Origin of the sequence: Enterobacter genomosp. S (genome assembly GCF_001631805.1) — a bacterium.
GTDB lineage: Bacteria > Pseudomonadota > Gammaproteobacteria > Enterobacterales > Enterobacteriaceae > Enterobacter > Enterobacter quasihormaechei.
This window is the reverse complement of the sequence record NZ_LVVA01000022.1, coordinates 120,510-141,013: the sequence shown is the minus strand read 5'-3', so window position 1 is coordinate 141,013 and position 20,504 is coordinate 120,510. Positions and strand designations below refer to the sequence as shown.

Genomic DNA, 20,504 nt, shown 5'->3' with positions numbered 1-20,504 from the left:
CCCTAAAGGAGAGGACGATGGTTGCGGTAAGAAGTGCACATTTAAATAAAGCTGGTGAGTTTGACCCTCAAAAATGGATCGCAAGTCTGGGGATTTCCAGCCAGCAGTCGTGTGAACGCTTAACCGAAACCTGGGCCTATTGTTTACGCACAACGCAGGGGCATCCGGACGCTGAACTGCTGTTGTGGCGCGGCGTGGAGATGGTCGAAATTCTGTCCATGCTGAACATGGATATCGAAACGCTACAGGCCGCACTGCTGTTCCCCCTGGCGGATGCGAACGTGGTGACGGAAGACGTGCTGCGTGAAAGCGTCGGCCAGTCCGTCGTGGCGCTGATCCACGGCGTGCGCGATATGGCCGCCATCCGTCAACTGAAGGCCGCGCAAACGGATTCTGTCTCTTCCGAGCAGGTGGATAACGTCCGCCGGATGCTGCTGGCGATGGTGGATGATTTCCGCTGCGTGGTGATCAAGCTGGCGGAACGGGTAGCCCATCTGCGCGAAGTGAAGGATGCGCCGGAAGACGAGCGCGTCCTGGCCGCCAAAGAGTGTACGAATATCTATGCGCCGCTGGCGAACCGCCTGGGTATCGGGCAACTGAAGTGGGAGCTGGAAGATTACTGCTTCCGCTACCTGCATCCGGCGGAATACAAACGCATTGCAAAACTGCTGCACGAACGCCGCATCGACCGCGAGCACTATATCGATGAATTTGTCAGCGGGCTGCGCCAGTCAATGAAAGAGGAGAATGTGCGCGCCGAGGTCTACGGGCGTCCGAAGCACATCTACAGCATCTGGCGCAAAATGCAGAAGAAACACCTCGCCTTTGACGAGCTGTTCGACGTGCGCGCCGTACGTATCGTGGCGGAACGTTTGCAGGACTGCTACGCCGCGCTGGGGATCGTGCACACCCATTTTCGCCATCTGCCGGACGAGTTCGACGACTATGTCGCGAACCCGAAACCGAATGGCTATCAGTCCATCCACACCGTGGTGCTCGGCCCTGGCGGCAAAACGGTGGAAATTCAGATCCGTACCAAACAGATGCACGAAGACGCCGAGCTGGGCGTGGCGGCGCACTGGAAATACAAAGAGGGCACCTCCGGCGGCGGTCGCTCCGGTCACGAGGATCGTATCGCCTGGCTGCGTAAGCTGATTGCGTGGCAGGAAGAGATGGCCGACTCTGGCGAAATGCTCGATGAAGTGCGCAGCCAGGTCTTCGACGATCGCGTCTACGTCTTTACCCCGAAAGGGGATGTGGTGGATTTACCGGCAGGCTCCACGCCGCTCGATTTCGCCTACCACATTCACAGCGACGTGGGGCACCGTTGCATCGGGGCGAAGATCGGAGGGCGCATCGTACCGTTTACCTACCAGCTACAGATGGGTGACCAGATTGAAATCATCACCCAGAAGCAGCCAAACCCAAGCCGCGACTGGCTTAATCCGAACCTCGGTTACGTTACCACCAGCCGCGGGCGCTCTAAAATTCACGCCTGGTTCCGCAAGCAGGATCGGGACAAGAATATCCTTGCCGGTCGCCAGATCCTTGACGACGAGCTGGAGCATATCGGGATAAGCCTGAAAGAGGCGGAGAAATTCCTGCTGCCGCGCTACAACTTCAACGAGCTGGACGAGCTGCTGGCGGCCATTGGCGGGGGTGATATTCGCCTGAACCAGATGGTCAACTTCCTGCAAGCGCAGTTCAACAAGCCAAGCGCGGCAGAGCAGGATGCCGCAGCGCTGAAGCAGCTCCAGCAGAAAACCTACGCTCCGCAGCAGCGCAGCAAGGATAATGGCCGCGTGGTGGTCGAAGGGGTGGGTAACCTGATGCACCATATTGCCCGCTGCTGCCAGCCTATCCCGGGGGACGATATTGTCGGCTTCATCACGCAGGGGCGCGGGATCTCGATTCACCGCTCCGACTGTGACCAGCTTGCAGAGCTGCAATCGCATGCGCCGGAACGTATCGTGGAAGCCGTCTGGGGGGAAAGCTACTCGGCCGGCTACTCGCTGGTGGTGCGCGTTACCGCCAACGACCGCAGCGGCCTGCTGCGCGACATCACCACTATTCTCGCTAACGAGAAGGTTAACGTGCTGGGCGTTGCCAGCCGCAGCGATACCCGCGAGCAGCTTGCCACTATCGATATGACCATCGAAATCTACAACCTCCAGGTGCTGGGCCGCGTGCTCGGCAAACTGAACCAGGTGCCGGATGTGATTGACGCGCGTCGTCTGCACGGTGGCTAACCATCCTTTTCTGTAGGCCGGGTAAGGCAACGCCGCCACCCGGCATTTTGACATCAGGACAGAACTATGACTCAAATCGACCGCCTGCTAGGCATCATGAAACGTCTTCGCGACCCGGAAAACGGCTGCCCGTGGGACAAAGAGCAGACTTTCGCCACCATCGCGCCTTACACGCTGGAAGAGACTTACGAAGTGCTGGACGCGATTTCGCGCGAAGATTTCGACGACCTGCGCGGCGAGCTGGGCGATCTGCTTTTCCAGGTGGTGTTCTACGCCCAGATGGCGCAGGAAGAAGGGCGCTTTAACTTTGACGATATCTGCGCCGCTATCAGCGACAAGCTGGAGCGTCGTCATCCGCATATCTTTGGCGACGCCACCGCAGGCAACAGTGCGGAAGTGCTGGCGCGCTGGGAGCAGATTAAAAGCGCCGAACGCGCTGAAAAATCCCAGCACTCGGCGCTGGACGACATTCCCCTGAGCCTGCCCGCGCTGATGCGCGCCCACAAAATTCAAAAGCGCTGCTCGGCGGTTGGATTTGACTGGCACTCTCTTGGCCCGGTGCTGGAAAAAGTGCACGAAGAGATCGACGAAGTGATGCACGAAGCGCAGCAGGCCGTTGTGGATGAAGCAAAGCTGGAAGAGGAGATGGGCGATCTGCTGTTTGCAACCGTCAACCTTTCTCGCCATTTAGGGGTAAAAGCGGAAACCGCGCTGCAAAAAGCCAACCTGAAATTCGAACGACGCTTTCGTGAAGTAGAGCGGATTGTGGCCTCGCGTGGCCTGGAAATGAGCGGCATTGACCTCGAGGCGATGGAAGAAGTCTGGCAGGAAGTAAAACGCCAGGAACATGATCTCTAACGAAATTTTGCGATCAAGCGCAATTTGTGTGATTTTTTAAATGACAAGCGCTTGATTTGCGTCAAAAACATTTACCCAAAAGGGGCTATTTTCTCACTCCTTATGTTTGTCATGGCCTGGGAAGGAGACGGAGAATGAAAGTTTGTGGCGCTCGTCGTGTTCGGGTATACTACTTTCCCGTCCTGGTTATTCCATCGTTTCACCCTAACTTCTCAGGTTCAGCATGACAACGAACTATATTTTTGTGACCGGCGGGGTCGTATCCTCTCTGGGTAAAGGCATTGCCGCAGCCTCCCTCGCAGCCATTCTTGAAGCCCGTGGCCTCAATGTGACCATGATGAAACTGGATCCGTACATCAACGTCGATCCTGGCACCATGAGCCCAACCCAACACGGGGAAGTGTTCGTTACTGAAGACGGCGCTGAAACCGATCTGGATCTTGGCCACTACGAGCGTTTCATCCGTACCAAAATGACCCGTCGTAACAACTTTACGACTGGCCGCATCTACTCCGACGTGCTGCGTAAAGAGCGCCGCGGTGACTATCTGGGCGCAACCGTGCAGGTTATCCCACACATCACTAACGCTATCAAAGAACGCGTCCTCGCCGGTGGCGAAGGGCACGACGTTGTGCTGGTTGAAATCGGCGGTACTGTAGGGGATATCGAATCCCTGCCGTTCCTCGAAGCGATTCGTCAGCTGGCGGTAGATATTGGACGCGAACACGCGCTGTTCATGCACCTGACGCTGGTGCCATACATGGCAGCCGCGGGTGAAGTGAAAACCAAACCGACTCAGCACTCCGTTAAAGAGCTGCTCTCTATCGGTATTCAGCCAGACATCCTGGTTTGCCGCTCCGATCGCGCTATTCCGGCGAACGAACGTGCGAAAATTGCATTGTTCTGTAACGTGCCTGAAAAAGCCGTTATTTCAATGAAAGACGTCGATTCCATTTATAAAATCCCGGGCCTGTTGAAATCTCAGGGTCTGGACGATTATATTTGTAAACGATTCAGCTTGAACTGTCCGGAAGCTAACCTGTCTGAATGGGAGCAGGTGATTTACGAAGAAGCCAATCCGGGCGGCGAAGTGACTATCGGTATGGTCGGTAAGTACATTGAACTGCCGGACGCCTATAAGTCAGTTATCGAAGCGCTGAAGCACGGTGGTCTGAAGAATCGCGTCTCCGTGAACATCAAGCTGATTGATTCGCAGGATGTTGAAACGCGCGGCGTCGAAATTCTGAAAGATCTGGACGCTATCCTCATCCCTGGCGGCTTTGGCTACCGCGGTGTTGAAGGCAAGATCGCCACTGCACGCTATGCGCGTGAAAACAATATTCCATACCTCGGCATCTGCCTGGGTATGCAGGTTGCGCTGATCGAATTTGCGCGCAACGTAGCGGGAATGGAAAACGCGAACTCTACGGAATTTGTGCCAGACTGTAAGTACCCTGTCGTGGCGCTGATTACGGAATGGCGCGACGAAGACGGTAACGTCGAAGTCCGTACCGAGAAGAGCGATCTGGGTGGCACCATGCGTCTTGGCGCACAGGCCTGCCAGCTGTCCGACGATAGCGTAGTTCGCCAGCTCTACGGCGAGCCGGTCATCACCGAGCGCCATCGTCACCGCTATGAAGTCAACAACATGTTGTTGAAACAAATTGAAGCTGCGGGCCTGCGTGTTGCGGGCCGCTCCGGGGACGATCAGTTAGTCGAGATCATCGAAGTGCCTAACCATCCGTGGTTCGTTGCTTGCCAGTTCCACCCGGAATTTACTTCAACGCCGCGTGACGGACATCCGCTGTTTGCCGGCTTTGTGAAAGCCGCCAGCGAGTACCAGAAGCGTCAGGCGAAGTAAAAAAAGTTAGAACGGCAACGCGTACCCCTGGTACGCGTTGTTTGTCTGGAGTTTTAGTTTAACTTGTACTGAGGAAAATCTAATGTCCAAAATCGTTAAAGTCATCGGTCGTGAAATCATCGACTCCCGTGGTAACCCGACCGTTGAAGCCGAAGTTCATCTGGAAGGTGGTTTCGTCGGTATGGCAGCAGCTCCATCAGGTGCTTCTACAGGTTCCCGCGAAGCGCTGGAACTGCGTGATGGCGACAAATCCCGTTTCATGGGCAAAGGCGTACTGAAAGCGGTTGGCGCTGTTAACGGTCCTATTGCTCAGGCTATCATTGGCAAAGATGCCAAAGATCAGGCTGGCATCGACAAGATCATGATCGATCTGGACGGTACTGAAAACAAATCTAACTTCGGTGCGAACGCAATCCTGGCGGTTTCCCTGGCGAACGCCAAAGCAGCCGCGGCTGCTAAAGGTATGCCACTGTTCGAGCACATCGCTGAACTGAACGGCACCCCAGGCAAATACTCCATGCCTGTACCAATGATGAACATCATCAACGGTGGTGAGCACGCAGACAACAACGTTGATATTCAGGAATTCATGATTCAGCCAGTTGGCGCGAAAACCCTGAAAGAAGCGGTTCGTATGGGTTCTGAAGTGTTCCACAACCTGGCTAAAGTTCTGAAAGCTAAAGGTATGAACACTGCTGTTGGTGACGAAGGTGGCTACGCGCCAAACCTGGGTTCTAACGCAGAAGCACTGGCTGTTATCGCTGAAGCGGTTAAAGCAGCAGGCTACGAGCTGGGCAAAGACATCACCCTGGCGATGGACTGCGCGGCATCTGAATTCTACAAAGACGGTAAATACGTTCTGGCTGGCGAAGGCAACAAAGCGTTCACCTCCGAAGAGTTCACTCACTTCCTGGAAGACCTGACCAAACAGTACCCAATCGTGTCTATCGAAGACGGTCTGGACGAGTCTGACTGGGATGGTTTTGCTTACCAGACCAAAGTACTGGGCGACAAAATCCAGCTGGTTGGTGACGATCTGTTCGTAACCAACACCAAGATCCTGAAAGAAGGCATCGAGAAAGGCATCGTTAACTCCATCCTGATCAAATTCAACCAGATCGGTTCTCTGACCGAAACGCTGGCTGCGATCAAAATGGCGAAAGACGCTGGCTACACCGCTGTTATCTCTCACCGTTCTGGCGAAACTGAAGACGCGACCATTGCCGACCTGGCTGTTGGTACCGCTGCTGGCCAGATCAAAACCGGTTCTATGAGCCGTTCTGACCGTGTTGCTAAATACAACCAGCTGATTCGTATCGAAGAAGCGCTGGGCGAAAAAGCACCATACAACGGCCGTAAAGAGATCAAAGGTCAGGCATAAGCCTGAGCTTTCATTTCAATAAAAAAACCCGCTTCGGCGGGTTTTTTGTTTTCTATAACAGAAGCGGTAGCGTTGCGCTGGCCGTTTGCTGACTCACGTCGCCGTAACGGCCATCGATGGCGATAAGGGAAGTGGTAAGCAGCTCGATAAGCAGCATGACGCCAACTTTGGCATTCAGCGCACCCGCGCTCAGCGGCCCCTCGGGCTTTGCCGCAACCAGCAGCATATCGCTGAGGGACGCCAGCGGACTGCGTGGCGTATTGCTGAGCGCCAGCACCTGCACGCCGCGTTTGCGGGCTAGCTTCACGACGTGGAGTAAATCGCGGGTCGATCCCGAACTTGAGATAGCGACCACCAGCGTCTCGTCAGACAGCGTTGCCGCATTCATGGCGGCGCGATGCATATCGCTAAACAGCTGCGCGGGTTTGCCCAGCCGCAGGAGCTTGTAATGCAGATATTCCCCGAGGATCGCGCTGGCGGCCACCCCGTAAATCTGCACCGACCGCGCCTGATGCAGCGCCTGCGCGGCCTTTTCCAGCAGCGCTCTGTCGAGGAGCCTGGCGGTATCCTGTAGGGCCTGCACGGATTCATCCACGACGTTATCGATTTCATCCCCGGCCTGACGTGCGGGCTGGCCCTGCTGAATATCCAGCGCCAGCGCCATTTTAAATTCGTTATATCCCTTACAGCCCAGCGTCCGGCACAGGCGCGTCACGCTGGCTTCGCTGGTGTGACTTTCGCGCGCCAGTTCGGTGATCGTCAGGTACAGCACCCGCGCAGGATCGTTGAGAACAAACTCCCCCAGCTTTTGTTGCGTCGGGCTGTATCCGGAAGCCTCCTGGCGTAACTTCAGCAGCAGGTTTTCATGGTCTGACATGCTAGATCCTTAATGCGTTTCTCTGTCGACTAGTGTGGCGGAAATCGGGGGAGAGATGCCAGCAATTTCGAAAAAGTATGATCCACCTCCTGGATTTTTGATGATAATTTTCACTTTTAATTTTTATTGTGATAAAAATTTTCATCATTGCACCAGAGGATAAAAAAAATGATGCACATGTTCAGCGGCGCTTCTTCCGGCGGATGGTTTGAAAAAGCGCAGCGCTTCGGTAAATCGTTTATGCTGCCCATCGCCGTTTTGCCGGCGGCGGGGCTATTACTGGGGATCGGCGGGGCGCTGTCGAACCCCAATACCCTCACGGCCTACCCATTTTTAAACGTGGGCTGGCTACAGGCCATCTTCACCATCATGAGCAGTGCGGGTTCGATTGTGTTTGCGAACCTGTCCGTGCTGTTCGCCGTTGGGGTTGCCGTTGGGTTAGCGAAAAACGATAAAGGCACGGCGGGGCTGGCGGCCCTGCTCGCGTTTCTGGTGATGAACGCCACCATCAACGCCCTGCTGATCCTGACCGGAAAGCTGGCTCTTGAAAATCCGGGTGCCGCAGGGCAGGGCATGACGCTGGGCATTCAGACGCTGGAAACCGGCGTGTTTGGCGGCGTGGTTATTGGTCTGGTGACCTGCGCGCTACACCATCGGTTTAACAAAATCGCGCTTCCGCAGTTCCTGGGCTTCTTTGGCGGCTCGCGCTTTGTTCCGATTATCAGCTCGCTGGCGGCGATACTCGTCGGGGCGCTCATGACCGTTGTCTGGCCGCACTTCCAGAAGCTGATCTTTGGCCTCGGCGGTCTGGTGGATGCCACCGGCTATCTGGGCACCCTGCTGTACGGTTTTATCCTGCGGATGCTTGGCCCGTTTGGTCTGCACCACATCTTTTATCTGCCGTTCTGGACCACCGCGCTCGGCGGCAGTGAAATCGTTAACGGACACCTGGTTGAGGGGACGCAGCGTATCTTCTTCGCTCAGCTCGCCGACCCGAACACCCAACACTTCTATGAAGGCACGTCGCGCTTCATGTCCGGGCGCTTTATCACGATGATGTTTGGCCTGCTCGGTGCCTGCCTGGCGATGTACCACACGGCTAAACCTGAGAACAAAAAGCGCGTAGCCGGGCTGCTGCTGTCAGCGGCGTTAACCTCTTTCCTGACGGGCATTACCGAGCCCATCGAGTTCTCATTCCTGTTTATTGCGCCGGTGCTGTACGTCATTCATGCGCTGTTTGACGGGCTGGCGTTTATGCTCGCGCACATGCTGCATATCACCATCGGGCAAACCTTCTCCGGCGGCTTTATTGACTTTGTGCTGTTCGGCATTTTGCAGGGGGAGGCGAAAACCAACTGGATGTTCGTCCCGCTGGTGGGCGTGCCGTGGTTCTTCCTCTACTACGTTACCTTCCGCTATCTGATTAACCGCTTTGATTTCGCCACGCCGGGCCGTGAAAGGGAGGCGGTGGCCGACGCCGAAGCCTTACCGCAAAGCGAGCGCGCCGCAGCGGTGATCGCCGGGCTGGGCGGCAAAGACAATCTTGAAGACGTTGACTGCTGCGCCACGCGCCTTCGGGTCACGGTAAAAGAGGGCAGCAGGGTGAATGAAGCGGCCCTGAAAGCGACCGGCGCGCGCGGCGTCATCGTACGAGGTAACGGCGTTCAGGTCATCTATGGCCCGCACGTCACCATCATCAGGAACGAAGTGGAAGAGATGTTATCGTAATGAAAACTATACTGAATACCCTGAAGGGGACGCTGGTTGTCTCCTGTCAGGCGCTGGAAAACGAACCCTTACACAGCCCGTTTATTATGTCGCGAATGGCGCTGGCGGCGGCGCAGGGCGGGGCCGCTGCGATCCGCGCCAACAGCGTGGTGGACATTGAGGCGATCAAAGGGCTGGTTTCGCTGCCGGTTATCGGCATCATCAAGCGGGACTATCCCGATAGCGAGGTGTTTATCACCGCGACGATGAAAGAGGTGGATGAGCTGATGGCGGTCGCGCCGGACATCATCGCGCTGGACGCGACCGCCCGTAAGCGCCCCGGCGGGGAGACTCTGGAGACGCTGATCGGGCAGATCCGCGCCCGTTACCCCTCGCTGCTGCTGATGGCTGATATTTCCACCGTGCAGGAGGCCGTGACCGCGCAGGCGCTTGGTTTTGACTGCATCGGCACCACGCTCTACGGCTACACGGCGGAAACGGCGGGCCATTCGCTTCCGGAGAATGACTGCGCATTTCTGAAAGCGGTGCTGGCTGCCGTTACGATTCCGGTGATTGCAGAAGGCAACGTGGACACCCCCGAGCGTGCGGCAAAATGCCTAGCGCTGGGGGCGCATACGGTGGTTGTCGGGGGCGCAATCACCCGGCCACAGCAAATCACCGGACGTTTTATGGCAGCGATAGGCGCGCAAAGCACCGATGGAGCATGATCATCCGGCGGGGATCTGCGATACTTATCGTTTATCCCCTTAACTGAGAAGATTATGCAGTACCCGATTAACGAGATGTTCCAGACCCTGCAAGGCGAGGGTTACTTTACCGGCGTTCCCGCTATTTTTATACGTTTACAGGGATGCCCGGTTGGCTGCGCCTGGTGTGATACCAAACATACGTGGGATAAGCTCGCAGATCGGGAAGTGTCGCTGTTCAGCATTCTGGCGAAAACCAAAGAGAGCGATAAATGGGGGGCGGGCAGTGCCGAAGATCTGCTGGCCATTATTGGTCGTCAGGGCTGGACGGCGCGCCACGTGGTGATCACCGGCGGGGAACCCTGCATTCACGATCTGATGCCGCTCACCGAGCTGCTCGAAAAGAACGGCTATAGCTGCCAGATCGAAACCAGCGGCACCCATGAAGTGCGCTGCTCCCACTCAACGTGGGTAACGGTTTCACCGAAGGTGAATATGCGCGGCGGTTACGACGTGCTATCGCAGGCGCTTGAGCGCGCGGATGAAATTAAGCACCCGGTAGGGCGCGTGCGCGACATCGAGGCGCTGGATGAACTGCTGGCAACGCTGACGGACGAAAAGCAGCGCGTGATTGCGCTTCAGCCCATCAGCCAGAAAGACGATGCGACCCGTCTGTGCATTGAAACCTGTATCGCCCGCAACTGGCGGCTGTCGATGCAGACGCACAAATATCTGAACATTGCCTGATACTTCCGTGGCCCCGCTTAACGCGGGGCTTTTGACGTTGGCAGTAATGCCCAGGTCACGACGGCCGACCCAAGGCAAATCGCACTGTTGAAAAGTAAGGCATACTGCGCGGCGCTGGCCGCTCCCATCGGCAGCCATAGGGCGTACAGCGATGCGGTGACCGCAATCCCCATAGCCCCGCCCAGAGAACTGCCCATCTTATAGATCCCTGAAGCCACGCCCACTTTATTTTCAGGCGCATTCATCACCGCCGTGTCCGTTGAGGGTGTGGCGTAACATCCTAGCCCCAGCCCGAATAAAATGTTGCTCAGAAAAACGGTGACAATGTAGACCTCTTTGCTTAAAAAGGTGCATGAAATTAACGTGATACCCGTTGCGGTCAGCAGCGGGCCGGTCATCATCGGTAGCCTCGCGCCGTAGCGCTGAAGCAGTTTTTCACCCACCCGGATCATCGCCAGTACGGTGACCAGATACCCCAGCGTCATCATGCCGGTCTGTAGCGGTGACAGATGATGCCCTTGCTGTAACCAGATGCTGGCGATCATCATGGTGCCAATGCAGCCGTTGAGCAGGAAATTTGAGCATACCGAGGCGCTGTAGGCCCGGTTTTTAAACAGGGCAAAGTCAATCAGCGCCGCATCGCCTTTCCGTCGCCCGGTAATGACAAAGCACATCAGTGCAATCACTGCGCCAGACAGCACCAGAAGCGATACACCGCTGCTCCAGCCCCAGCCGTGTCCTTTGCTGATAAACAGATTAAAGAGCACCAGCATAAGAACAAAACTCACCAGGCCGCTGATATCCAGCTTGTGTCGACACGCATCAGGGCTGCGGCTTTCCGGGGTGGCGCGGATAAGCAATAGCGCGGCCAGAGCCACCACCATGGAGAAAATAAAAATCCAGCGCCAGCCCAGCGTGGTGGCGATGGCACCCCCCACAAACGAGCTCAGGCCACTGCCGCCCCAGGAGCCGATAACCCAAAAGCTGATAGCGCGCTGGCGTGCTTTACCGTCATACCAGGTCTTAATCAGCGCCAGCGTGGCGGGCATGATGCAGGCCGCTGACAGCCCCTGTATCGCTCTTCCCAACAGAAACAGGACGGGCTCCCATGAAATGAACAGCAGACCGCTCCCGATAATGCTCAGGAACAGGCCCGTCATGGTCAGGCGCACGCGCCCAAACTTATCGGCAAACCCACCGCAGGCAACGACGAAGCAGCCACTGAACAACGCGCTCAGGCTGACGGCGAGCGTGAGGGTTTCGAGGGCAATATCGAGGCTATTCTGCATGGCCGGAACAACGTTGATAACCGACTGGGCAAAGAGCCAGAATGTCAGAACGCTCATGACGATACCGGCCAGCAGCCGATCGTTACCGGCGTAGGCGGAGGTGCCTGTCAGGGAAACGGTACTCATAATGTGCCCTCCCGGGAAGGTGCGAATCAGCGCAGATAGTATTCGGTCAGTGCGGCCCACAGCGCCGCGCCGGTGAGGAGAATGTTGTCGTTAAAGTCGTAGCCCGGGTTATGCACCATGCAGCGGTCAGGCTCATCCCCGGCGCCAAGCGTGAAATAGCACCCATTGGGATTTTTCTCGAGCATGAATGCAAAGTCCTCGCTGCCCATAAACGCATTCACCTCCGCGACGGAATCCTGACCGAACAGATCGGTGGCGACGCTGCGCACCATCTCGTTGGCTTGCGGATTGTTTTTCAGCACCGGGCTGCCGTTAATGTGACGGATGGTGGCCGTAGCATTGAAGCTTTCCGCCTGCGCAACGGCAATATCATGGATGCGCTGTAGCACGGTTTGCCGCACGCGTTCATCCAGCGTGCGCACGGTCAGTTTCATCAATACCTTGTCGTTGATAATGTTGGGTGCATGCCCGGCCTGAATGCTGCCTACGGTAACGACGGCAGGCTGGAAGGGGGTGATGTTGCGCGAAACAATCGACTGCAAAGCGACAGTGATATGGCAGGCAACCAGAGTGGCATCAACGGTATGTTCTGGCACCGCGCCGTGACCACCCACGCCGTTAACCTCAATATGTAGGGTGTCGGAAGAGGCCATCATGGCGCCATCGCGCAGACCAATTTTTCCGACGGGCTGTGACGGCATATTGTGCAGGCCAAAAATATGGTCGCAGGGGAACAGATCAAACAAGCCGTCCTCCAGCATGACGCGTCCGCCATACAGAAGCTCTTCCGCCGGCTGAAAAATAAGGTGCAGCGTGCCGTTAAAATTGCGGGTGCGTGCCAGGTACTCCGCTGCATACAGGAGCGTAGTGGTATGACCGTCATGACCGCAGCCGTGGAATTTACCTTCAACGGTGCTGCTCCACGCCTTGCCGCTGTTTTCCTGCATTGGCAGTGCGTCCATATCGGCGCGCAGGCCCAGGCGTTTATGCCCGTTACCCACCTTCAGCGTGCCGACCACGCCGGTTTTGGCCAGGCCTCGATGGACCTCATAACCCCATTCCTGGAGCAGCGCCGCCACGCGATCGCTGGTGTTGTGCTCTTCAAAACCAATTTCAGGATGCTGATGAAAATAGCGGCGTAGTTCAGTGAACTGAGCTTCGTTGCCGCGCAGGGCTTCGATGATTGGATGTGTCATTTTTGTTATCCCTTTTCTGCCAAACGGTGATAATTTCGAGTCTATGACGATCGTACCGCCTGAAAATGCCCTTTTTTGTTGTAAATCGACGGTTTTATTTTGATTCTTTTTCATACAATTCAGTTATGACAAAAAAGAGCAGGTCATTATTTGTCTTTGGTGAGGAATGAGGATGGAGCAGCGGGGAGATGAATTCCGGGTTGAGATTCAGGACATTCGCCAGTGCGTGGAGGATGAAGGCGATACGCTGACGTTGCTCTGGGTGCTGGAAGGGCGGGCAGAGCTGAGCACCGATGTGGGGCGTGAGATCCTGGAGGCCAATACCCTTGCCATCATCAACCGTCATCGGCGCTGGCAGCTCACGAGTGAAATGGCCAACGTCACCCTGCGCGTGACCCTTTCCGGGCGCTGGGTCGTCCAGCTCTGCAAGGATTTTTTTGCCCATGATTATGCCGTACCGGCAGAAGCCGGAGGCGTCTGGCCGCAGTGCGATGCGCTTCGCGATCTGTTGCGCCAGCTTCTGGTGGTCACGCTCATCAACGATCCGCACCGCTACCGGCTGGAGGCGTACCGCTGGCTGAGCGAGGTATTGCTGTTGCTGACCAGCCGGTTTCAGCAGCCCGCCCGTATGCTGCCCCGTGAACTTTCCTCTGCGCACAGTAAACGCATCGCCCGGGTGATAGAGCGAATCAATGCCAGTTATACCCGCCGCATTACGCTCGCGGAAATCGCCGCGAGTGAATATGTCTCTGAAGCCTGGCTTTCTCGTCTCTTTCGAAAGGAGGTGGGGAGCAGTTTCATGCAGTACATCACCGCCCTGCGGCTGGAAAAGGCGGCTGATGCTCTGCGCCTGACCAATCGGCCGCTGCACCAGATTGCGCTTGAGCAGGGGTTCGCCAGCACGCGCATGATGAGCGATCGGTTTCGGCATGCTTACAATATGTCCCCGGGTGAGTTTCGAAAGGCCCGACGCCAGCACCCTGAGGCCACACGCATTCGTACGGACAGGCGTGAGCAGCACTATCCGGTCCCCGTGGACAAACTGTTCAGCCTGCTCAATGAACCGGTGGCGCGCGGCTGGGGATCCTCGACGCTCATCGTTCACCCGCAGCAGGAGCAGAGTCTGGATCTGGAGCTGCTTAATCCTCTCTCCGCGTCGCTGCGTCGTATGCGGGTGGTTATTACCCTGCGCGAGCTCGACGATTTGCTGCGTGAGGACGTTCGTCATAATCTGGAGGCCATCGGTGAGACCCTGACCATTGAGGGAATTGATATCGCCGAGCCTTTTCTGAGCAGCCGTCTGTTTGCCGCCGGATGGGATGACGCGCAGAGGGCGGGCTACGCCTGCTGGTACAATCTGCATCAGATCTTCACCTGGCTGGCAAAAAAGCAGTGGACGGTGCTGCTCCACACCGGCGTAACGACCCGTCGCGATCTTCTTACCCGCTTTTTACAGCGGTCAGTTAATCATTTTTCGCCTGAGGTCACCGCGGGCTGGCACTTTGTGATGCACTGGTCAGCACAGGCGAGTGAGGAGGCCCGGGAACAGGTCTGGCTGGCGCAGCAAAAGGTATTACGAACCTGGCTGCCACAGGCAAAGTTTGGTTTATGGCACCGTTTTTCACCCGTCAACGCGGGCGTGGGCGACGATACCCTGTTCAGCTCAGCCATTCTGATGCAGGCCGATTTTCTTGCCTGTTCGGCCGATGCCAATGAACTTCTCGATCCGGCGCAGCGGGAGCCAACCGATCTCTCCTCCACGGAAAATTATCCGATACTGAAGATCCGCCAGATCCTCGCCGCCCTTCGCCTGCGCAAATGTTCGCTTCCGGTCTGGCTTCTCTCCTGGAATACCCTCACCGGCAGTACGCGGGCGACAAACGGCTGGTTTTTTCGGGGGGCGCTGCTGATGCAGAACCTGATCGGACTTTCGGAGCAGGTCTGGCTGGCGGGATTCTGGCTTGATTCGGGTCTTCAGGGCGAAGCCCGCGCGAACGACACCATTGATACATCAAGCCTTGCGCTACAGTATAACCATGGTCTGCCGCGTCCTGTTTATTGGGTACTCTGGCTCTGGCAACGTCTGCGGGGCGAGGTGCTGGTAAACGACGGGCGTGTTCTGCTCACGCGCCATCACAATGGTTACCAGCTGCTGCTGCGCAATGTGGTAGTTTTTAATCCGCTCCTTTCCAGTGAAGAAGCCTTCATCCAGCGCTTTCGCCAGCAGTATCATTTACACCTGAAGGGAATGCGCGGGAAATGGCGAATCAAGTGCCATCTTTTTGATCGGCACAACGGCGCGCTCTATCCATTGCTTGAAGGGGTCGGCAGCGAAAGCGGCCCTGACGAAGAGATGTGGCGCTGGATAGCCCATAAAGCGCGTCCAACGCTTTCCGTACGCGATGAACGGCTCTTTGACGGCTGGCAAATGACGGAATCACTGGAGAGTAATGCGCTGGTGCTCTACGAGTTTACCCCGCTCGTGCCTCTTGAGGGCGACACGGAGGAGATTCACTCCCCGCGATAGACGCAGCCTGCGGTACAGGTCTCTTTGATCATGACCGCGCTCAGCAGCGGCACCAGCGGCTTCATCTGATCCCAAATCCATTTCGCCAGCACTTCGCTGGTTGGGTTTTCAAGGCCCGGAATATCATTCAGGTAGTAGTGATCAAGACGATCGTAGGTCGGCTTAAACGCGGCTTTCAGTTCGGCGAAGTCCATGATCCAGCCCGTATGGGGATCGACTTCACCGGTGATTTCAAGACGCACCATAAACGAATGTCCGTGCAGGCGGCCACATTTGTGCCCGGCAGGAACGTGTGGAAGGTGGTGTGCGGCTTCGAAGGTGAAATCTTTAAACAGTGTGGTGGACATCATAGCTCTCAGGAATGCGGAAAAAACCGCCGCATAGTACCGGAAAGCACAATTTTTATCATTAACTAAAACGGCTCTGAACGGTCACCGCCTTGTATTCCCGGTGTTTATCGGCTTTTGTTGTTTTATTTCAGTTATTTATTTAATCGCTTTTATCGTTAAGAACGATAACTAAAACAGGTTAGTCCATTTCGTTATTTATTATTTCCATCCCTTCTTTAATTGTTATTATCCCCGCCGTTAACCTTATCTTCAGTTTGGATTTATTCGCTTAAAGTCCGCTTTGCTACTGGAACATAACGACGCATGACAACACAGGCCACACCTTCAAATTTGCTTCCCCTAAACCCGGAGCAGCTGGCGCGCCTACAGGCCGCGACTTCCGATTTTTCACCCACCCAGCTCGCCTGGGTTTCCGGCTATTTCTGGGGAATGTTGAACCAGCAGCCGGCTGCCGTGGCTGGCGTACCGCCAACTGCCGTTGAAATTCCTGCCATTACGCTGATCTCTGCCTCGCAAACGGGCAATGCCCGTCGCGTGGCCGAAGCGCTGCGTGATGACCTGCTCGCCGCGAAGCTGAACGTAAACCTGGTGAACGCCGGGGATTATAAATTCAAACAAATCGCGTCAGAAAAGCTGCTGGTGGTCGTCGCCTCAACGCAGGGGGAAGGTGAGCCTGCGGAAGAAGCCGTCGCGCTGCACAAGTTCCTGTTCTCGAAAAAAGCGCCAAAGCTGGAGGGCACGGCCTTTGCCGTGTTCGGCCTCGGCGATACGTCCTATGAATTCTTCTGCCAGTCCGGTAAAGACTTTGACAGCAAGCTGGCGGAGCTGGGCGCCGAGCGCCTGCTTGATCGCGTAGACGCTGATGTGGAATACCAGGCCGCCGCCGCCGAATGGCGCGCGCGCATCGTTGAGGTGCTGAAAGCCCGCGTCCCGAAAGAGACGCCAGCGCAGGCTGCCGTTACCGCAGCGGGCACCGTCAACGAGATCCACACCAGCCCTTACACCAAAGAGAGTCCGCTGACGGCGAGCCTGTCGGTGAACCAGAAAATCACCGGCCGCGATTCGGAAAAAGATGTGCGCCATATTGAGATCGATCTTGGCGACGCCGGCGTGCGCTATCAGCCTGGCGACGCGCTGGGCGTTTGGTATCAGAACGATCCGGCGCTGGTGCAAGAGCTCGTCGAACTGCTGTGGCTGAAAGGCACCGAGCCGGTCTCCGTAGAAGGCAAAACGCTGCCGCTTTCCGAGGCGCTCCAGTGGCATTTCGAACTGACGGTCAATACCGCCAACATCGTGGAAAACTACGCCACCTTAACGCGCAGCGAGTCCCTCCTGCCGCTGGTGGGGGATAAGGCGAAGTTACAGCATTACGCCGCGACAACCCCGATTGTCGATATGGTGCGTTTCTCCCCGGCACAGCTGGATGCCGACGCGCTGATTGGCCTGCTGCGTCCGCTGACGCCGCGCCTTTACTCCATCGCCTCCTCTCAGGCTGAAGTGGAAAGCGAAGTCCACATCACCGTCGGCGTGGTGCGTTACGATATCGAAGGCCGCGCGCGGGCGGGCGGGGCGTCGAGCTTCCTTGCCGACCGTGTGGAAGAAGAGGGCGAGGTGCGCGTCTTTATCGAGCACAACGACAACTTCCGCCTGCCGGCGAACCCGGAAACGCCGGTGATCATGATTGGTCCGGGCACCGGCATTGCGCCGTTCCGCGCCTTCATGCAGCAGCGAGCCGCAGACGGCGCACCGGGTAAAAACTGGCTGTTCTTCGGCAACCCGCACTTTACCGAAGATTTCCTCTACCAGGTGGAGTGGCAGCGCTACGTCAAAGAGGGCGTACTGACCCGCATCGATCTGGCCTGGTCCCGCGATCAGAAAGAAAAAGTTTACGTACAAGACAAACTGCGCGAACAGGGCGCAGAGCTGTGGCGCTGGATCAATGACGGTGCCCACATTTATGTCTGCGGCGACGCCAATCGCATGGCGAAGGACGTTGAGCAGGCACTGCTGGAAGTGATTGCCGAATTCGGCGGTATGGATGCCGAAACGGCGGATGAATTTTTAAGTGAGCTGCGCGTAGAGCGCCGTTATCAGCGAGATGTCTACTAATGAGCGAAAAACATCCTGGCCCACTGGTGGTCGAAGGCAAACTGACTGATGCCGAGCGCATGAAGGTAGAGAGCAACTACCTGCGCGGTACCATTGCCGAAGATTTGAATGACGGCCTGACCGGCGGTTTTAAAGGTGACAACTTCCTGCTGATCCGTTTCCACGGGATGTACCAGCAGGACGACCGCGATATTCGCGCCGAGCGTGCGGAACAGAAGCTGGAGCCGCGTCACGCAATGCTGCTGCGCTGCCGTCTGCCGGGGGGAGTGATCACCACCAAACAGTGGCAGGCGATCGACAAATTTGCGGGTGAAAACACGATTTATGGCAGCATTCGCCTGACCAACCGTCAGACCTTCCAGTTCCACGGCATTCTGAAGAAGAACGTGAAGCCGGTTCACCAGATGCTGCACTCCGTGGGCCTGGACGCGCTGGCGACCGCCAACGACATGAACCGTAACGTGCTCTGCACCTCGAACCCATACGAGTCCGAGCTGCACGCCGAAGCGTATGAGTGGGCGAAGAAAATTTCCGAGCATCTGCTGCCGCGCACCCGCGCCTACGCGGAGATCTGGCTCGATCAGGAGAAAGTCGCCACCACCGACGAAGAACCGATCCTCGGCCAGACCTATCTGCCGCGTAAGTTCAAAACCACGGTGGTGATCCCGCCGCAGAACGACATCGATCTGCACGCCAACGACATGAACTTCGTGGCGATCGCCGAAAACGGCAAGTTGATCGGCTTTAACCTGCTGGTGGGCGGCGGTTTGTCCATCGAGCACGGTAACAAGAAAACCTACGCCCGCACCGCGACCGAGTTCGGCTTCCTGCCGCTGGAACACACGCTGGCCGTGGCGGAAGCGGTGGTCACTACCCAGCGCGACTGGGGTAACCGTACCGACCGTAAAAACGCGAAAACCAAGTACACTCTGGAGCGCGTGGGCGTTGAAACGTTCAAAGAGGAAGTGGAGCGTCGCGCGGGCATCACGTTTGAGCCGATCCGCCCTTATGAATTTACCGGCCGCGGCGATCGCATCGGCTGGGTGAAAGGCATCGACAATAACTGGCACCTGACGCTGTTCATCGAAAACGGACGTATTCTGGATTATCCGGGCCGTCCGCTGAAAACCGGCCTGCTGGAAATCGCGAAGATCCACAAAGGCGAGTTCCGTATCACCGCTAACCAGAACCTGATCGTCGCCAGCGTGCCGGAAAGCGAAAAGGCGAGAATTGAAGAGCTGGCGCGCGAGCACGGGTTGATGAACGCGGTGAAGCCGCAGCGTGAAAACTCAATGGCCTGCGTATCGTTCCCGACCTGTCCGCTGGCGATGGCCGAAGCCGAGCGCTTCCTGCCGTCATTCACCGACAAAGTGGAAGCGATTCTGGAAAAACACGGTATTCCGGACGAGCATATTGTTATGCGCGTGACGGGTTGCCCGAACGGCTGTGGTCGCGCGATGCTGGCCGAGCTGGGGCTGGTGGGTAAAGCGCCGGGTCGCTATAACCTGCACCTGGGCGGTAACCGTATCGGCACGCGTATCCCGCGTATGTTCCGCGAGAACATCACCGAGCCGGAAATTCTCGATTCCCTCGACGTGCTTGTCGGGCGCTGGGCAAAAGAGCGCGAAGCGGGTGAAGGCTTCGGGGACTTTACGGTGCGTGCGGGCATCATTCGCCCGGTGCTCGATCCCGCAAGGGATTTCTGGGAATAACCACGAGAGGTTCTTATGTCCGTACTCGATCTAAACGCCCTTAATGACCTGCCAAAAGTCGAACGCATTCTGGCGCTGGCAGAAACTAACGCTCACCTTGAAAAGCTGGACGCCGAAGGGCGCGTGGCGTGGGCGCTGGAAAACCTGCCGGGAGACTATGTGCTCTCGTCGAGCTTTGGCATTCAGGCGGCGGTCAGCCTGCATCTGGTGAATCAGATCCGTCCGGACATACCGGTGATCCTCACCGATACCGGCTACCTGTTCCCGGAAACCTACCAGTTTATCGACGAGCTGACGGACAAGCTCAGGCTGAACCTCAAAGTCTACCGCGCAACGGAAAGCGCGGCCTGGCAGGAGGCGCGCTACGGCAAGCTGTGGGAGCAAGGCGTTGAGGGCATTGAGAAATACAATGAGATCAACAAAGTTGAGCCGATGAACCGGGCGCTGAAAGAGCTGAACGCCCAAACGTGGTTTGCCGGCCTGCGCCGGGAGCAGTCCGGGAGCCGGGCAACGTTGCCGGTGCTGGCGGTGCAGCGCGGCGTGTTCAAAGTGCTGCCGATCATCGACTGGGATAACCGGACGGTGTATCAGTACCTGCAAAAACACGGACTCAAGTACCATCCGCTATGGGATGAGGGCTACCTGTCCGTGGGCGATACCCACACCACGCGCAAATGGGAGCCGGGAATGGCGGAAGAAGAGACGCGATTCTTCGGGCTGAAGCGCGAGTGCGGGCTGCACGAAGGGTAATGTTTTTTCGCCCGGTGGCGCTGCGCTTACCGGGCCTATAACGGCACGAAACGTAGGC

Annotated in this window: 15 protein-coding genes; 11 read left to right on the top strand and 4 right to left on the bottom strand. The window is 56.9% G+C overall.

Annotated features, from left to right (window positions below):
- The first annotated feature begins 17 nt into the window (after window positions 1-17).
- The 4 genes from relA to eno all read left to right on the top strand — a co-directional run bounded on the left by relA (window position 18) and on the right by eno (window position 6,349).
- Window positions 18-2,249 (top strand): GTP diphosphokinase, encoded by a 2,232-nt coding sequence (gene relA / locus A3466_RS19020; protein ID WP_063451905.1) that lies wholly within the window; start codon window positions 18-20, stop codon window positions 2,247-2,249.
- 66 nt (window positions 2,250-2,315) lie between these two features.
- Window positions 2,316-3,107 (top strand): nucleoside triphosphate pyrophosphohydrolase, encoded by a 792-nt coding sequence (gene mazG / locus A3466_RS19015; protein ID WP_063451904.1) that lies wholly within the window; start codon window positions 2,316-2,318, stop codon window positions 3,105-3,107.
- Window positions 3,108-3,330: 223 nt separating this feature from the next.
- On the top strand, window positions 3,331-4,968 hold the full coding sequence (gene pyrG, locus A3466_RS19010) for a glutamine hydrolyzing CTP synthase (RefSeq protein WP_063451903.1): 1,638 nt from the start codon (window positions 3,331-3,333) through the stop codon (window positions 4,966-4,968).
- Window positions 4,969-5,050: 82 nt separating this feature from the next.
- Window positions 5,051-6,349, top strand: a complete 1,299-nt coding sequence (eno, locus tag A3466_RS19005) for a phosphopyruvate hydratase (RefSeq protein WP_013098515.1) — start codon at window positions 5,051-5,053, stop codon at window positions 6,347-6,349.
- A 52-nt stretch (window positions 6,350-6,401) separates the two neighbouring features.
- Here the strand turns inward: eno and A3466_RS19000 are convergent, their stop codons facing one another.
- Window positions 6,402-7,226: a MurR/RpiR family transcriptional regulator gene (locus A3466_RS19000; RefSeq protein ID WP_063451902.1), complete on the bottom strand. Its 825-nt coding sequence runs from the start codon at window positions 7,224-7,226 to the stop codon at window positions 6,402-6,404.
- 168 nt (window positions 7,227-7,394) lie between these two features.
- On the opposite strand from A3466_RS19000, the gene A3466_RS18995 reads away from it, so the two are divergent.
- From A3466_RS18995 to queE, 3 genes are read left to right on the top strand one after another with little or no spacing between them, the layout of a single operon-like run.
- On the top strand, window positions 7,395-8,954 hold the full coding sequence (locus A3466_RS18995) for a PTS transporter subunit EIIC (RefSeq protein WP_063451901.1): 1,560 nt from the start codon (window positions 7,395-7,397) through the stop codon (window positions 8,952-8,954).
- Window positions 8,954-9,661 carry an N-acetylmannosamine-6-phosphate 2-epimerase gene (locus tag A3466_RS18990; RefSeq protein WP_063451900.1) on the top strand — a complete coding sequence of 236 codons (708 nt, stop codon included), beginning with the start codon at window positions 8,954-8,956 and terminating at the stop codon, window positions 9,659-9,661. Before A3466_RS18995 ends, A3466_RS18990 begins: the two co-directional genes overlap by 1 nt.
- A 54-nt stretch (window positions 9,662-9,715) precedes the next feature.
- Window positions 9,716-10,387: a 7-carboxy-7-deazaguanine synthase QueE gene (queE, locus tag A3466_RS18985; RefSeq protein ID WP_006811780.1), complete on the top strand. Its 672-nt coding sequence runs from the start codon at window positions 9,716-9,718 to the stop codon at window positions 10,385-10,387.
- Window positions 10,388-10,404: 17 nt separating this feature from the next.
- Here the strand turns inward: queE and A3466_RS18980 are convergent, their stop codons facing one another.
- Together A3466_RS18980 and A3466_RS18975 are read right to left on the bottom strand one after the other, a co-directional pair.
- Window positions 10,405-11,802: an MFS transporter gene (locus A3466_RS18980; RefSeq protein WP_063451899.1), complete on the bottom strand. Its 1,398-nt coding sequence runs from the start codon at window positions 11,800-11,802 to the stop codon at window positions 10,405-10,407.
- Between the two features lie 26 nt (window positions 11,803-11,828).
- Window positions 11,829-12,998 (bottom strand): M20 aminoacylase family protein, encoded by a 1,170-nt coding sequence (locus A3466_RS18975; RefSeq protein WP_063451898.1) that lies wholly within the window; start codon window positions 12,996-12,998, stop codon window positions 11,829-11,831.
- Between the two features lie 172 nt (window positions 12,999-13,170).
- On the opposite strand from A3466_RS18975, the gene A3466_RS18970 reads away from it, so the two are divergent.
- Window positions 13,171-15,525 carry a helix-turn-helix domain-containing protein gene (locus A3466_RS18970; RefSeq protein ID WP_063451897.1) on the top strand — a complete coding sequence of 785 codons (2,355 nt, stop codon included), beginning with the start codon at window positions 13,171-13,173 and terminating at the stop codon, window positions 15,523-15,525.
- Here A3466_RS18970 and queD read toward each other — a convergent pair.
- Window positions 15,510-15,875: a 6-carboxytetrahydropterin synthase QueD gene (gene queD, locus A3466_RS18965; protein WP_006811776.1), complete on the bottom strand. Its 366-nt coding sequence runs from the start codon at window positions 15,873-15,875 to the stop codon at window positions 15,510-15,512. The genes A3466_RS18970 and queD overlap by 16 nt on opposite strands.
- A 303-nt stretch (window positions 15,876-16,178) precedes the next feature.
- On the opposite strand from queD, the gene cysJ reads away from it, so the two are divergent.
- From cysJ to cysH, 3 genes are read left to right on the top strand one after another with little or no spacing between them, the layout of a single operon-like run.
- Entirely contained in the window at window positions 16,179-17,984 is a 1,806-nt protein-coding gene (cysJ, locus tag A3466_RS18960; RefSeq protein ID WP_063451896.1) for an NADPH-dependent assimilatory sulfite reductase flavoprotein subunit, read from the top strand.
- The gene (cysI, locus tag A3466_RS18955; RefSeq protein WP_063451895.1) at window positions 17,984-19,696 is read left to right on the top strand and encodes an assimilatory sulfite reductase (NADPH) hemoprotein subunit; all 1,713 of its coding nucleotides are present in this window, start codon (window positions 17,984-17,986) and stop codon (window positions 19,694-19,696) included. The genes cysJ and cysI overlap by 1 nt, the downstream gene beginning before the upstream one ends.
- 15 nt (window positions 19,697-19,711) lie before the next feature.
- A complete protein-coding gene (cysH, locus tag A3466_RS18950; RefSeq protein ID WP_063451894.1) occupies window positions 19,712-20,446 on the top strand; it encodes a phosphoadenosine phosphosulfate reductase in 735 nt (244 codons plus the stop codon).
- Window positions 20,447-20,504: the final 58 nt, after the last annotated feature.